Below are 14889 nucleotides of genomic sequence, written 5' to 3'. Positions count from 1 at the left end.
GGTCGAGGCGGACGCAGACTCGGGCCAGCATCGCCAGAAAACCGGCTCGAACACTGTGCCGGTTTCATGTTGTGAACTCTTGACTAGCAACTCTCGCTGCGGCGGGGGTTATGCAGACCTTCCCTAGCGTGCGATGGGTTACGGATAATGTTTTGGAAAGAAATTGCATGGACATGGAAGAACTGGAGCCTATTGAGGAATACGTCCCCGGCGTGGCCAACGGCCGGCACTATATGGCCCGGCTGTGGCATTTGCCTGACGGCCCCTGGTCCATAGACGTCATTCACATCGAGTCGTTGCCCCCTGTGCACGGTAGCGACCGGACTTGGCCCACGCGTGAGGAAGCCGTCCAGGCAGCAGACAAGCTGGTTGCAAGTTTGGGGCACTGACCCGCGAACCAAATACGCTATAATTCGAGGCTTAGCGGCTGTAGCTCAGTTGGATAGAGTACTTGGCTACGAACCAAGGGGTCGTGGGTTCAATTCCTGCCAGCCGCACCATATGAATCAAGGACTTAGCGTCGAAAGGCGCTAAGTCCTTTCTTCTTTGTGGCGTTTCTTTCTCTTCTGGTTGCCGTTCGGTTGCCGTTTCTCCAAACCTTCCTCGAATAGCAATCCTGCGAGATTAAGAGTTGAACTGACTCTGAGCGTCTGCACAGCAGCGGTGTTGCTCGCATTTTCTCTTGTTCGATGTTCGTCGAGTTGCTACTGTATTGATAGCTGCTTACGCACGTTCCACGAGGGCTAGCGGCCTATTTGTCATATAAAAGGTGCTGCGCATGGGTTTGATCAGCTACCGCGACGGCGGCAGACAGTGACGAACCTTCGGCACTCGATGCGTGTCTGTGACCTCCACCAGCGCGGTCATGCCGGGCGCGCCGCCTTCTGAACTGCGCTGCGCGCTGGTGGCCGCGCACCCAACATCACCGCTTTCCATTTTCGTGAGTCTGTAGCTTTGGTCAGTGGCCAATGCGGAGTACCGCAATGGCCAGGCAGCACGAAGCTGTCGCGTGGCTTCGGCCAGCAGCGCGGTCATGCTGGGCGGCCTGTTTTTTGATTGAACTGCGCTGCGCGCTCTGGGCCAGTCCACCCAGCATCACCGCTTTCGTTTTGCCAGCGCTGTAGTCTCAGTCAGTGCGCGCGGCGCTGCTGCGCCCCGCACAGGTGCCGGGGAGTTACATCGCCAGTGCTGCGCAAGTGTTGGTCAGTGCGCTGCGGCGCAGATATGGCCTCGGCTCGCTGGCGCATCGTGCTGGATCAGCCGTCGCCTGCGGCTCGGCCTGGCAGCCGTATTCGTAGCAGTTGTGGCACACGCCCGCTACGGCCACCCGCTTCGCTTTTACATAACGCCGCATTGCCCTCAGTGCCCGCCAGTCGCTACGCTAAAGCTCCGCTTGGTGTCGGTCACCGCTGCGCGCCCTTCGGGTGAAGGCAACAGGCGTTATGCAAAGTGGCCTTCGCTGGAGTCGGTCGCACAGCCGTCTGCGCTTCCCGGTCGTTGCACGCCCTACGCGCCGCCGTCTGCGCGCCCTTGTGGTTGTCGTGGCGTTGTGGCATCAGTCAGGCGCTGCGCGCTGTGTGGTCGGTCAGTGGCCTGCGGCCAGCCATGTCGTGTGTGCCCCCGCCCACCCTTGTGCTTCGCCGCTGCGCGGCATCAGCCCTGCGCGCTGGTCTGCCCGTCCGCCCCCCGTGGGGGCTCCCTCAGCCCGCGCGCCTTCTCCTTTGGGTTTTGCTACAGGTTTGGGAGCTTGTCACGCTCGGAATACGGGGCTACAGGCCTAACGGCCTGTAAGCCAGCGTGGCCGCTGGCTTACTTTTCAGGTGCAATCATCGTTGCATATGCTATATATTTAGTAGCTGCTAACGCATGTTCTACAAGGGCTAGAGGCTGATTTGGCATGTAATTGTGTTGTGAAGACGCTTGATCAGCAATTGGATGCAGCCGACGAACCACTTTAGGAAAGTGCGTTTCGGTTACTCGCAATACGCCCGCCATAGCGCCATGCCAGCGCCACAGCGTTGTCCGTACCGGCTGCCACGCCCGGCGGCAATGCAAGTGGGGCAATTGAAGTGGTGGGCTTGGTAAGCCGCTGCCAGCCCTTTCCAGTCCACGGGATCGTCGAGCGGATCAGGTGCGTGGCTGGCGGTATCGTTGGCCGCCGTCAACCAGTCGATCAACAGCGCTTTGCTGCTGCGGATGAGGTCGCGCAAGTCGGCGGTCAAGTGGCTGGACGGTGCCACGGCCAGCCCACCGGCGGGAGCCAGCGAGAGGTTCAGACCGGCGTCGGTGAGCTGGGCCACCACGGCTTCTACGGGCTGTGCGGTCATCAAAATATCTCCACCTCATCAAGCTGACTTGCACCCGCTATGTCGTCAACGTCCTGAATCTCGCAACTTGGCGCAACTCTCGCAACTGTGGGGCTGGCCTGGTCCGTCGCGGCACGCTCCACTGTGCGAACGACTGTCCAACGCTTTAGGCCGTTGGTCTTATTGGCAAGCACCAGACGCAGGCCGGTGCAAAGCTGTCCGGCGTGGCGCTCCAGCCATCGACCCAAAATCCGCACATTGAGCTTGCTGTTCTGGCCCGCGATCTCGTCGAGTGCATCGAACAATACGGACTGAGCGCCAAAGTGTTCTGTGGCTTTGGTGATGGCCTGCGCAGGTGACGTTGGCGTGGTGCCAAAGGTCGCTATCCAGGCATTCAGCAATGCCGCCAGCTTCGAGGTTTCCGGGTTCTCGGACGCAGCGCGGTCGATGGAATCCGCCGGGTCCACAAACAGGGGCAAATCCGTCAAGTCCCGGCCCGACTCCAACATGCGTTCCCTGAGCCAGCACAAGGGCTGGCGCACCAGGTCATCCCACAGCTCAAACGAGGCGATACGCCCCGTCGCTACTTTGGGCCTGCCTGCGGCAATGTAGGCCCGCACAATGGTCAGCGCGGCTACCACGAGGGCTTGGCGGTTGTTGCAGACTTCGGTGAGCGGGTCAAACTCGAATTCGCGTTTGAAGGGCGTTTCAATCTGGGCATCAAGCCGCGCCAGCAATATCCGGCGGTGGGTGTCGCCTGTCAAAACCAGGTTGTTGCCCGATACCAGAAACAGGGAACGATTGGGCAACTCCACATTCTCCGAAACACCCAGCACGCGGTCGGCAAACAGGGACGATGTCAAGAACGAGTCAATCACCGAGTTGCCCAGCGGCTCGCGCACGTTGTCCCACAGCAGCACCTTGGAGCCACCGCGTAGCGCAGCAAACAGGCGCTTGCGGCATTCGTCTTCTTCATTGGTGGGCGGCAGCACGGCCACATCCCCGCCCGTGGCCAGTGCGCCGATGCACTTGGCCAGCAAGGTTTTGCCGGTGCCCGCCGCTGGGGCATCAAAGCCGGTGGCTGGGCAGGTAGGCAGTGCAGGGCGCAAGCACGCGGCCAACATGGCGGCCAAGGTGACGCCGACGGCAACCTCATCGGCAAACGGAAACAAGCGAATCGGGTGCCACAGCATTGCCAATGCGTCCAGGGCTTGCTCAATGGTGGGCGCAGACGGTACGGCCAGCGGATAGGCTTCGGTGGTGACGTACATCAGCCCGGTCGCCGGGTCATGGCCGGGTTCGTCAAATACGCTGCCATCCGGTCGCAAGGTGGGTGCTGTGGTGACGGCTGTCAGCTTGCGGAAGTTGCGGCTGCCATGTTTGGCAATGATGGCATTGGCAATGTAGGTGGGTGCGTCTTCGGCAATCTCGCGCGTAGAGGTGACGTTGCCGTCGTCATCGCGATCAGTCTTGACACTGTAGAACTCAGCCACCCGGCCCGCGTGGTCCACCAGCCAGTCGCGGCTGACTGGCGTGGCCTTGCCGTCGGCAACAAAGGCAATGGCATTGGTGCCAAAGTCAAACAGCTCACTGCGGTCGCGCAAGACTTGCAGCACCGCGTCGGTGGAATCCACCCGCATACCTCGGCCCAATTGAACCCGCGCCGACTGGCGGCGCAACTCGTAACGCATGCCGCCATGCCGGTGTGAAAACAGGTCTGGCCGTGTGCCATTGAGCAGGCGGGCCACTGCCACACGCTTGTCTGCATCCGGGTCCAGAGGATCGGCAAACCGGGCGTTGTGCCAGCGGTGCGGGTTGTCCAATAGCTGCGCCACGTTCACCACTTGGCCGTCGGCGCAAGTGAGTTCAAAGTCACCCATCAGCACCTGATGCACCGCAGCGCGCTCCAACACGTTGGTGGCCTGTGCCAGCTTGATGCCACGGCGTTGCGCCAGGGCGGGGGCCTTGTCTGTTACCCAGTTGCGCCTAGCGGTGTCGCACTTCTCGGCTACCGCTGCGCGTGCGCCCTTGAGTCCTGCTTGGGCTTGCTTCTTGATGGAGAGCGTGGCGCTGTCAATCAGCAGGCGCAGGTTGAACTGGGCCGCAGCATCACCGTAGATCACCCCTTCAACCCCAGCACGGGTAACCCCGTCGACCAGCACCGACGGTCCGGCAAAGTCCAGCCGCTCAGGCTGCCATACCGACACATCGACCAGGCAACGTGCCAAGCGTTGGCCCGCGACGCCAATGTCGCACCAGCCTGCACCCGGCGTGGCCCACAGCAGGGCCTCCAAGGCTTTGCCCGCTTCGGGAATCAGCGTGGCATCGACCACCGGGATGTACAGGCGGTGTCGGGTCAGGCCGGACAAAATACCGCCGTCCGGCGACATACAACCGGCCGACGCGCTGGGCCGCCAGAGGATGGCGGCATTGGCAAGCGCCGGTGCGGCAGCAATCAAACGATCACGAAACTGCAATGGCGACAGTTCGCCATCGGGCAAACCATCGTGGTCCAACATCATCACGCCCGGCGCGGCCAGGAACTTGAAGTTCTCGCGGGTGCGGGCGATGGCACCTGCTTCTTGTGCCTCGGTATCCGCCTGGGTGCAAACGGCCACCGCATCGTCTTTGGTAACGCCCCAAGTGACTGCCTGGGCACTGCTCAGGGACTCCAAATGAGATTTGAGGCCGTTCAAATCAGCCACGACCACACGTTGCGCCTGGCCCCGGCTGAGCATGGCGGATGTTTCCTTGCGCATGCCGCCATTGGCGTTCAGGCCGATGATCTTGGTCAGGCGGGACGGTTGGATGCCGGTAATGACGGTAAAGGCCAGTGGCAGTTTGGGCGGCTCTTCGCAGTTGCGAGAGTTGTCTGAGGTTGCGAGATTTTCGGTAAGGTCGTTCATACACACCCTTTCAATGCAACACCCAAAAGGATGGCAACGGCATAAGGCGCGGACTGGATCAGCCAATAGGCGAGGGCATGAAGAGCGGCCTTCATTTTTACAGCCCCAAAGCTGTCATCAGCTCTTTGCGCTTGGTGTGCAGCGACTGGACCAGCTCGCGGATTTGGGTATCAGTCTTGCCGGAAATGCGCGCGGCATTCAGCGCTGCAATTTCGTTGGACGGCCAGCCGACGGCGCGCGGCCCCAGGCTGACGGGTTTGGTCCACAAACCTTGCGCAATGCGCAGGTAGATGGTGGAGCGAGAATAGCCCGATTGGGTTTTGGCGGCGGGGATACGCAGGATGGTAGTCGTCATGTTGGATCCTCTTTGACGGGTATGGAATGAACTCAGACGCAAGTTTGTTTGGGCGTTTTGGGCGATAAAAGGCCCACGCGGCGGCGTGCTGTGAGTGGCGTTTCAGAGGGAAAGAGGGATGCGCGGCCTGGAACAGAACACCGCGAAAGGAAGCGCTGTCAGGCGTAATAGTTGGGCGAAAACTTTCCGCCCAACTATTTCAAGAAATCATGTTCTTTTTGATGGTGCTGGCGTCGCGACCTTGCGCAATGGTGGTCTTGGCGATCTGCTGCGAATACCAAACGTCCGATTTACCCGGACTCTTCTTGAGCAGAGCGCGGTACGCCTTTTGCCAGGCGACATACATGGCTTGCGTATCGATCTTGCGTGCCTCGCGCTTGGCGGTGCTGGGCGTGTGGCGCGAGTCGGCGGTGGTGGCTGCGTCCACCGTTTGGCGAATCACCGCATGATTCAGCGTGAAGCTGCCATTCTCGAAGGCGACGACATCCGCCAGCGGGATCGCATCCGCACCCACTACCAGCGCCAACTGCCCCTGCACGCGCAGGCATAACATCTGGGTGCGCTTGTTCCCTCGCGCCATGCCAATGGGCAGCAAACGGCCTTCGGACTGCTGCACGGTGGTTTGTTGAAGGCCAAGACTGGCGGCAACAAATCCGCACACCGCTTTGGCATCGCAACGCCAAAGGGCCAGCCGTGCGGCGGGGATGGCCACGCGGTTGATGTCGCTGCGCTTGTCACACACCACGAAGGATGCGGCGGGTGCGTTGGCGCGTGCCACTGTATGCACGGGCATGTTGCATTCCTGTTCGCAGCCAGGGCAGTCAACGCTTTTGGCGGGGCGTGCCTTCAGTAGCAAACCCTGTGACTTCAGGGCGGCCACCGCCACCGTGGGCCACTGGTTCAACTCTTCCGTGCTGACCGTGACGGACTCGCCAAGGCGCGCGCCTACGCGGCCCAGCAATTCAGTCAAGGCGGCTTGCGGCGTCATTCCACCAGTGCGGCTACAGGTGTTGGTGCCTGGACCGTGGGGGCGTCATGCGTGGCCAGGTCAGCGGGTTCGCGGGGTTCTATACCCGAGGCATTGAGCATGTCGCGCAGTTTCAGGCCCAACTCGTCGTACTTGAGCGAGCAGGAGTTAGGGTAGGTGATGTGGATGTTCACCGTCTTGGGTGGCCGGTCGGCCTCCACCACCATGGATACGGCCAAGTCCACTTGGGTGACGCTGTACTGGGCCATGGGCATCGCGGTTTGGATGCGATCCAGCAAGGCGTACACGGCTTGCGGGTTTTGGCTGGTGTCGGCTTCCAGCGAGATGCGTTCGCCCTTGGTCGCCCGTGATGACAGGCGCAGCTTTTTGACGACAACGCTTTCAATGCCGCTGCCCAGCTCGTAGGTGAATTCAAAATTGCGCTGTCTCAGCGGCCCCAGGTCATACACCCGCGAGTCTTTGGGGTCAGGCGGCAGCTCTGGCAATTGCAGAACGGCGGCGGCAAACATGGCCTGCAGCGGTTCTATGGCCTTGTAGGAGCCGCGATAGTTCAGGTCCAACGAGCCTTCAGATTGCGAGTAAACAAAAATCACCTCAAACGCCGGGTTGTGTGGGCGAATGCCAAACTGCCCATCGACCCACTCCGGGCTTTGTTGTGAATAGTCTTCGGGGTAGGCAAAGAAGTAGTCGCGGTCGCCGCGTCGAAAGGGCTCCACCACGCAGTTGTTGCCCCGGCCTTCGGTGTGGTGAAAATAGGTGCGGATGCTGTTGGCCAGCGTCCAGATGCTGGTGGCATCCACCGAAGCGGCGTTGTGCGGCAGGTTCTTGCGCTTGCGCCAGTGCGACAGTGTGTCTGCATGGTAGAAATGCGTGGCACCGCGCCAAAACAGGTTGTGGTCCAGATAGATGACCATGGCGCGCTCAAAGTGGTTGACCAGCGCGGCCAGCTTTTCAGCGAAGGCATCGGCGGCGTTGGGGTCTGCGTCATGATCCAGGTGCCATTTGGCCTCGTCCAGAATGGCGTGGCAACCCTTCTCGCAACTCATCTCGAAGATGTCGCGAAACTCCGCATCCATGGTGTTGCGCTGGGCTTCTGGCAAGGCCAGCCAGGCGGCAAACAACTCGTCATGCCGGGTTTCGGACATGGCAGCAAAGTCGAACTCGCCAAAGACGCCGCGCGCGGCAAAGTAGCGGGCTAACAATGCGTTGGGCATCTGCCTGAAAAAGTCGCGGGTTGAGTAGTGACGGGCCATTATTTTTCTCCCTGGGATGGGGGTGCCAAGGTGGTGCCTACGCCATCGGATGCCCTTGGACTTTACTGTACATTGAAGCATTAAAATTAGGCGTGGCCGATACCTTTTAATTCTTCGACTACTGAACGGTCAGCGCGTTGCTGGCTCTCCGTCAGAAAAATTCTGCTGGCCAATACTAGTGGCGATTGCCGCGTCTCAACAACCGAAAAGCCTAGGGTAAAGAAACGCGTAACGTGGCGATACCATGCTAGGCAAGAACGGATGCAATTGTGGAAGACTAGGAGAGCGCCGACTGTTTGATGATTTCCTGCTCAAGCTCGACTAGCCGGTCTTTGCCAAAGTACATCTCATTCCCCACAAAGAACGTGGGGGAACCAAATGCCCCGCGCTCGAAGGCACTTTGCGTATTAGCCATCAATTTTTCTTTGACGTCCGCACTTTGAACACCCTCCAACAGTCGCTTGGCATCCAATCCTGCGTCCTGGAGAACGGCCAAAATCTCAGCCATTTCGTTGAGATTGCGCACTTGCTCCCACATCGCCGCAAACATTACATCCACATAGGGGGCAAAGCATCCTATCTCTTGTGCGGCTACCGCTCCTCGCATGATGGGCAACGTGTTGACAGGGAAGAATGAGTTAAATTTGAACTTGGTGATTTGGTGTTTGGAGATGAACCGCTTCATCTCCAGCGCGTTGTAGGCACGTTTGTTCGCGATATCAGCAGTCGTCACTGCGGGAGATCGGTTATTGCTGAGCTTGAACAGCCCCCCCAGAAGGATGGGTACATATTGCACCGCTATACCGGTACGCCGCTCCATTTCCGGCAGCACTTTGTGGCAAAGATAAGCATTGGGGCTACCAAAGTCGAACAGAAATTGAACTGGTGCATTCATAGGTTTTTTCTAAGTGTGTTGTTGAAACTTTGAAGTTTTAACCGCTTACCAAGGCTCATTCCAAGGACGCAATTCGGTCTCATGCGTCCACGCGTCGCGCGGCTGCTGGTGGATCTGCCAATAAGTTTCTGCGATGTGGTCCGGATTCAAAATGCCGTCGATGTCTTTTTGCGCATACTTCTCCGGTGCATTGGTGCGTATGAATTCGGTATCAATGGCGCCGTCGATAATTGGGTGAGCTACATGAATGCCCTTGGGCCACAACTCGCGCGCCATGCTCTGCGCCAGTGCGCGCAATGCGTGCTTGGCCCCGGCAAAGGCCGCAAACCCTTCACGTCCACGCAAACTTGCCGTGGCACCGGTAAAGATGATGGTTCCACGACCCCGCGGCAGCATGACCTTGGTGACTTCCCGTCCCATAAGGAAGCCGCCAAAGCACGCCATTTCCCACACTTTTTGGTACACCCGTGACGTGGTTTCAGTGATGCTGAAACGCACATTGGCACCGATATTGAAAACTGCTACGTCGATGGGACCGATGTCGCGCTCAATCTTTTCGATCAACGCCACCATCTCCTCTTCCTTGCGGGCGTCACTTCCAAAGGCATACGCCACACCGCCTTCAGCTCGGATTTGCTCCACCAGCGGCTGCAGTTTGTCTTCGCTGCGCCGGGTCACGCAGGCGATATACCCCTCGCGGGCAAAGCGTCGCGCAATGGCGCCGCCCGTAGCGTCGCCTGCGCCAATGACCAAGATGACCTTTTTTTGTTCCATAGCAAGTACTCCTTGTGTGAAATGCGTTTACAGGGTTTTTCGTCCGGTGTGATCTTCAGACTCTTTGTTCAGCAGCCGCTCGGCAGAGCGGCGCAGCGCCGCCAGCAGTTCACGCTGCAATTTTTCGTCGGAGAGCGCACGCGCGATCATGACCGCCCCCACGTTCTGCGCGATCAGGGTCCAAGCATCGTCCGCCGACCCGGTGAATTTTTTGACGTTGGCGTGTATCTCCTGCATGCCTTGTTGAAACGCATCGCGCACCAACGGGTCGGCGCGTGCAACCTCTGACGTCAGACTGGGCAAGGGACAACCCCGCTCTGGATGCTGGACGTGTTTGAGACTCAAATAGGAGGTGATCGATTTGACGGCCCCCGCGCGGTCCGCTGGATCGATGGCGTCATACATCTGCGCCGTGCGTTTTAGCTCGGCTGAAATGAGGGAGGCAAACAAATCGGCTTTGCCCCCAAAGTGCTTGTAGAGCGAGCCTGTCGTGACACCGGCTGCTGCGGCTAAGTCCGCCATTCCACTGACACCAAACCCATGCTGCTTGGCATGGCTACCGCCAGCAGCAACGAGTCGCTGCTTGGCTGAATCCTTGTATTCCTGGGTGTAACGCATGGTTGAGTTCCAAAAATTTGCTTGACGGCAAGAGCGCCTGGACATAGGATAACAATCATTATCCAACAATGCAAGCGATTGCTGCATTCAATTCAAGGGGCACCAGATGAGTACGACCGGCACAGACGAATGGAAGAAGACAGCGTGCATCATTTGCTCGCTCAACTGCGGGCTGGACATCAAAACGGAGGCTGGAAGAATCACCAAGATTCGCGGTGACAAGTCGCACCCCATCTCTCAGGGTTACATCTGCGAAAAGTCGCAGCGCATGGACTACTACCAAAATGGCGCTGACCGAATTGATTCGCCCAAGCGACGCAGACCCGACGGCAGCTACGAAAACATTGACTGGGACACTGCCATCGCGGAAATCGCTGAGAAGTTGGCAGCCATCAAAGCAAAGCACGGTGGCGAGAGCATTTTGTATTACGGCGGTGGTAGCCAGGGCAATCATCTGGGCGGCACCTATGCGGACAGCACCATCAAGGCGCTGGGCATCCAATACCGCTCGAACGCGCTGGCGCAAGAGAAAACCGGGGAGGCCTGGGTGCAGGGAAAGATGATGGGCGTGGGCGTGCATGGCGATTTCGAGCACTGCGAAGTGGCCGTCTTTTTAGGCAAAAATCCCTGGCAATCGCATGGCTTTGCACGCACCCGGGCGGTGCTGCGTGAAATTCAGCATGACCCCCAGCGCGCGATGATCGTCATCGACCCGCGCAAGAGCGAAACAGCAGCCATGGCTGAGTTTCACCTAGCGGTTCGTCCTGGCACTGACGCGTGGTGCCTTACTGCACTGGCCGCCATTCTGGTGCAAGAAAAACTCACAGCCAATGCCTGGCTTGAGGAGCACACCACAGGGTACCAGCGCGTAGCCGAAGTTCTTCAAAAGATCCCAGTCGCCCAATATGCAGAAACCTGCGGCGTAGAAGAGTCCCTGCTTCGCCGTGCAGCGGCTCGAATCGCGAGTGCCAAGAGTGTTTCGATGATTGAAGACCTCGGGGTTCAAATGAATCTGCACTCCACACTCAACAGCTACCTCAATCGCCTGGTCTGGCTATTGACCGGAAACTACGCCCGGGCGGGCACCAACAATGCCTTTGTACCGTTATTGAATTTGTCATCCGTCAACAGGGACTCCACGAAGGTCAGAAAAGCTCCGACAGCATCAGCCGCACCCAAGCCCTGGGCCAAAAGCCCTGTGACGGCGTCCAAAGTCGTCATGGGACTCATTCCATGCAACGTCATCCCCGAGGAAATTCTCACTACGCACCCAAAGCGTTTTCGGGCCATGTTTATTGAAAGCTCCAATCCGGTGCACTCTCTGGCCGACAGCAAGCGCATGCGCGAGGCCCTGCGTAAGCTTGAATGCAGCGTGGTGATTGACGTGGCGATGACCGAAACCGCCATGCAGGCAGACTACGTGCTGCCGGCGACAAGCCAATTTGAGAAGGCCGAAGCCACCTTCTTCAACCTGGAGTTTCCCCGCAATGGCTTTCAGCTGCGGCAACCCCACTTCCCGCCGCGCGCTGGCACGCTCACGGAAGCAGAAATCCACGCGCGCCTGGTGGAAGCGCTGGGCGAAACCAGCGAGCGACAGTATCGGGTCCTGCGGCTGGCTGCGCGTTTGGGAACGACTGCGTACGGCCTGGCGTTCGCCTGGAAGTCAAAGCGCGACAAAAAGGTCGCCCGCTATGCACCGGTCGTCATCTACCGCAGCTTGGGCGCGACCATGCCAGCGCGACTTGCACCCGCCGCATCCCTGTGGGGCATTTGTCAGGTCTACGTGCGCAACCAGGCAGCGGCGGCTCAAGGTGCAGGCTTTGGCGGCAATCCCCTGATGGCTGGAAACAAGCTGTTTGACGCTATCTTGGGCAGCCCTTCTGGGGTCATCTTTGCCTTGAGCAAATACTCTGATAGCTGGAAAGCGATCCGCCTGCTGGACAACAAAATCAATCTCTGCATTGAAGAAATGTTGGCAGAGCTCGAAAGCCTGGACTCCAATCTCCCACACAAAGATCCGCTCTATCCATTCATCTTGTCATCCGGGGAGCGGCGCAACGACACCAGCAATACATCCATCCGCAATCCGGACTGGCACAAAAAGGGTGACTTTGGAATTTTGCGCATACACCCGCAAGATGCGAGCGCCTTGGGTTGCGCAGAAGGTGACTGGATCACGCTCACAACACCGCGCGGAAGTGCTCAAGCACCGATAGAACTCACCGACGAACTTCAGAGCGGCCACGTGTCCCTGCCCAACGGACACGGCATCGACTACCGACGCGCCGACGGCACGCTGGATCGGCGGGGTGTTTCGCTCAACGAACTCACCAACACCGCCGATAGGGATCCGTTTGTGGGAACCCCTTGGCACAAGTACGTGCCGGTACGGCTGGAAAAAGCAATCAATCCAACCCAAGAAAGGAGCGTGGCATGACCCACGTCGTGACTGAAAGCTGCATCAAGTGCAAGTACACCGATTGCGTAGACGTGTGCCCTGTGGACTGCTTCCTGGAAGGCCCCAATTTCCTCACTATTGATCCCGATGAATGCATCGACTGCGCGGTCTGCATTCCCGAGTGTCCGGTCAATGCCATCTATGCCGAAGAGGACGTGCCCGCCGACCAATGCCACATGACCGCGCTGAACGCGGAACTGGCCAAGTTGCCAACCTGGAAGGCCATTTCAAAGCGCAAGGCACCCCTGCCAGAAGCACCGGAGTGGAAAGACAAGACCGGCAAGCTCTCACAACTAACCTATTGAATCAAGCCAACATGAGTGCATTTTTAGAAGAAACCGTATTGAGCGTCCATCACTGGACCGACCGGCTGTTCAGCTTTAAAACCACCCGCGACCAGTCGCTGCGTTTCTCCAATGGGCACTTCACCATGATCGGCCTGCGTCTGGAAAGCGGCAAGCCGCTGCTGCGTGCATACAGCATCGTCAGCGCCAACTACGAAGACCATCTGGAATTCTTCAGTATCAAGGTTCAGGACGGTCCGCTGACTTCACGCCTGCAGCACATCAAGGTGGGCGACAAGATCGTCGTTGGCCGCAAGCCCACCGGCACGCTGCTGATTGACTACCTGCTGCCCGGCAAATATTTGTATCTCATCGGCACTGGAACCGGTTTGGCTCCGTTCCTGTGTCTGATCCGCGATCCGGCCACCTACGAAAAGTACGAAAAGGTCATCCTGTTCCATGGCGTGCGCGAGGTGAACGAACTGGCCTATAGCGACTTCATCAACGTGGACCTACCCAGCGATGAGTTCCTCGGTGAATCCGTCAAGGCACAGTTGCTGTACTACCCCAGCGTGACACGTGAACCCTTTAAAAACCGAGGTCGCGCGACCGACCTGTTTACCAGCGGCAAACTGCAAACTGATCTGGGCTTGCCCAAATTGGATGCCGCCCACGACCGCATCATGATTTGCGGCAGTCCGGCGCTGAACAAGGATATGCGCGAACTGCTGGATGCGCACGGCTTTGTCGAGGGAAGCACCACGACGCCCGGTGACTACGTGGTAGAGCGCGCATTTGTGGAGCAATAAGCAACACCATACCGACCAAAATTTTCTTTCAAAAACAAATTTCCAAACCAAAAGTAGGCCCCCAATGACTATTGCATCTCCCATTTTCAAGCGCGTCGACAACGGCGGAGTCGCCACTATCACAATCAATAATCCGCCCACCAACCTGGTTGACCGTGCATTTGTCGTTGAGCTTATGGCATTGGTTGACACGTTGTCGAAAGACGAAGTAACCCGCGTCGTAGTTTTCCGCAGTGCGCACACTGATTTCTATGTGAACCATTTCGATATGTCGGGGGTTATTGGGCAGCCCAGCAGTGGCGAGCCACGTCGCGGCATGTCCCCGTTGACTGCGCTCTACCTGCGCTTAAGCCAGTTACCGCAAGTGACCATCGGTGAAATTCGCGGCCGTACTCGCGGTGCCGGCGGCGAATTCGCTTTGGCGCTGGACATGCGCTTTGCATCACAGGAACGCGCCATCTTCGGCCAGCCCGAAGTGGGCAGCGGGCTGCTACCCGGTGCGGGTGGTACACAGCGCTTGCCTGCACTGATAGGCCGGGCAAGAGCTTTGGAAGTGATCCTTTCAAGCGATGACTACAGCGCAGAAGAGGCGCAGCAATATGGTTGGATTAATCGGGCATTGCCTGACGATGAGTTGAGCATGCATGTGAATCGCTTGGCAAACCGCATTGCCAATTTCCCGGCGGCTGGTATCAAGCACGCAAAGGAAATGGTAAATGCAGCGACAGCCACGTCAGAGGTACTTTTGACCGATGAAAGCGAACGATTCCAGGTCTTGATGAAAACACCCGAGGTGGCCAATCGCGTCAAATGGCTATTGAGCCAGGATGCGATTTCTGGTGGAGAGGTAGAGCTCCACTTGGGCGCAGCATTGGCGCGTTTAGCAGAACAAAGTCCTCCCCATGCATGAAATTGCGGGATGAAACCTATTTGTCGAGGAATACCAAATGGAACTTAAGAGATCAGCGTTAGTAGTTGGTGTCGGCGCAAGCCATGGTTTAGGTGCTGCTTTGGCCAGGAGATTTGCATGGGAAGGTTTGCACGTGGTTGTTGCAGGTCGTACTGCCGAACGTGTTGAAAAGGAAGCTGCTGAAATTCGAATTGCAGGTGGCGCGGCGACTGCAGTCATTGGAGATGCTGAATCGCCCCGGGAATTGAGGAGGCTCCAACCTTTGAGAAGATGGAGCCATGAAGAAATCAAACAAGTTTTCCCCCGAAGTACGCGAACGCGCGGTCCGTATGG

15 protein-coding genes and 1 tRNA gene are annotated in these 14889 nt (G+C 58.3%); 7 read left to right on the top strand and 9 right to left on the bottom strand.

The window, feature by feature from the left end:
- The first annotated feature begins 167 nt into the window (after positions 1–167).
- Both H0W47_RS16160 and H0W47_RS16155 read left to right on the top strand, forming a co-directional pair.
- Complete coding sequence (locus H0W47_RS16160) at positions 168–389, top strand: hypothetical protein (RefSeq protein ID WP_296926219.1); 222 nt, start codon at positions 168–170, stop codon at positions 387–389.
- Between the two features lie 34 nt (positions 390–423).
- Positions 424–500: transfer RNA gene (locus tag H0W47_RS16155), tRNA-Arg, on the top strand.
- Between the two features lie 292 nt (positions 501–792).
- On the opposite strand, the gene H0W47_RS16150 is transcribed toward H0W47_RS16155, so the two are convergent.
- From H0W47_RS16150 to H0W47_RS16110, 9 genes are all read right to left on the bottom strand, one after another.
- Entirely contained in the window at positions 793–1035 is a 243-nt protein-coding gene (locus H0W47_RS16150; protein WP_296926217.1) for a hypothetical protein, read from the bottom strand.
- 938 nt (positions 1036–1973) lie between these two features.
- Complete coding sequence (locus H0W47_RS16145) at positions 1974–2327, bottom strand: hypothetical protein (RefSeq protein ID WP_296926216.1); 354 nt, start codon at positions 2325–2327, stop codon at positions 1974–1976.
- Positions 2327–5212: a hypothetical protein gene (locus tag H0W47_RS16140; protein ID WP_296926214.1), complete on the bottom strand. Its 2886-nt coding sequence runs from the start codon at positions 5210–5212 to the stop codon at positions 2327–2329. Before H0W47_RS16140 ends, H0W47_RS16145 begins: the two co-directional genes overlap by 1 nt.
- A gap of 97 nt (positions 5213–5309) precedes the next feature.
- Positions 5310–5567, bottom strand: coding sequence for an AlpA family transcriptional regulator (locus H0W47_RS16135; protein WP_296926212.1), 258 nt, complete (start codon positions 5565–5567; stop codon positions 5310–5312).
- A 199-nt stretch (positions 5568–5766) separates the two neighbouring features.
- A complete protein-coding gene (locus H0W47_RS16130; RefSeq protein ID WP_296926211.1) occupies positions 5767–6555 on the bottom strand; it encodes a hypothetical protein in 789 nt (262 codons plus the stop codon).
- The gene (locus H0W47_RS16125; protein WP_296926210.1) at positions 6552–7808 is read right to left on the bottom strand and encodes a hypothetical protein; all 1257 of its coding nucleotides are present in this window, start codon (positions 7806–7808) and stop codon (positions 6552–6554) included. Before H0W47_RS16125 ends, H0W47_RS16130 begins: the two co-directional genes overlap by 4 nt.
- A 277-nt stretch (positions 7809–8085) precedes the next feature.
- Positions 8086–8703: a 2-hydroxychromene-2-carboxylate isomerase gene (locus H0W47_RS16120; protein WP_296926209.1), complete on the bottom strand. Its 618-nt coding sequence runs from the start codon at positions 8701–8703 to the stop codon at positions 8086–8088.
- Between the two features lie 45 nt (positions 8704–8748).
- Positions 8749–9477: an SDR family oxidoreductase gene (locus tag H0W47_RS16115; RefSeq protein ID WP_296926208.1), complete on the bottom strand. Its 729-nt coding sequence runs from the start codon at positions 9475–9477 to the stop codon at positions 8749–8751.
- A gap of 27 nt (positions 9478–9504) precedes the next feature.
- Positions 9505–10095 carry a TetR/AcrR family transcriptional regulator gene (locus H0W47_RS16110; RefSeq protein WP_296926207.1) on the bottom strand — a complete coding sequence of 197 codons (591 nt, stop codon included), beginning with the start codon at positions 10093–10095 and terminating at the stop codon, positions 9505–9507.
- Positions 10096–10201: 106 nt separating this feature from the next.
- Here H0W47_RS16110 and H0W47_RS16105 point away from each other — a divergent pair, with 106 nt between their 5' ends.
- The 5 genes from H0W47_RS16105 to H0W47_RS16085 form a co-directional block, all read left to right on the top strand.
- Positions 10202–12532 (top strand): molybdopterin-dependent oxidoreductase, encoded by a 2331-nt coding sequence (locus H0W47_RS16105; protein WP_296926206.1) that lies wholly within the window; start codon positions 10202–10204, stop codon positions 12530–12532.
- The gene (gene fdxA, locus H0W47_RS16100; RefSeq protein ID WP_296926205.1) at positions 12529–12858 is read left to right on the top strand and encodes a ferredoxin FdxA; all 330 of its coding nucleotides are present in this window, start codon (positions 12529–12531) and stop codon (positions 12856–12858) included. Before H0W47_RS16105 ends, fdxA begins: the two co-directional genes overlap by 4 nt.
- Before the next feature lie 11 nt (positions 12859–12869).
- Complete coding sequence (locus tag H0W47_RS16095; RefSeq protein WP_296926204.1) at positions 12870–13646, top strand: ferredoxin--NADP reductase; 777 nt, start codon at positions 12870–12872, stop codon at positions 13644–13646.
- Between the two features lie 64 nt (positions 13647–13710).
- A complete protein-coding gene (locus H0W47_RS16090; protein WP_296926203.1) occupies positions 13711–14556 on the top strand; it encodes an enoyl-CoA hydratase/isomerase family protein in 846 nt (281 codons plus the stop codon).
- A gap of 37 nt (positions 14557–14593) precedes the next feature.
- The coding region (locus tag H0W47_RS16085) for an SDR family NAD(P)-dependent oxidoreductase (RefSeq protein ID WP_296926202.1) at positions 14594–14889 on the top strand (296 nt) is incomplete at its 3' end.

The sequence above is a fragment of the Polaromonas sp. genome (assembly GCF_013817205.1).
Classification (GTDB): domain Bacteria; phylum Pseudomonadota; class Gammaproteobacteria; order Burkholderiales; family Burkholderiaceae_C; genus Polaromonas.
This window is presented reverse-complemented; position numbering and strand designations above follow the sequence as displayed.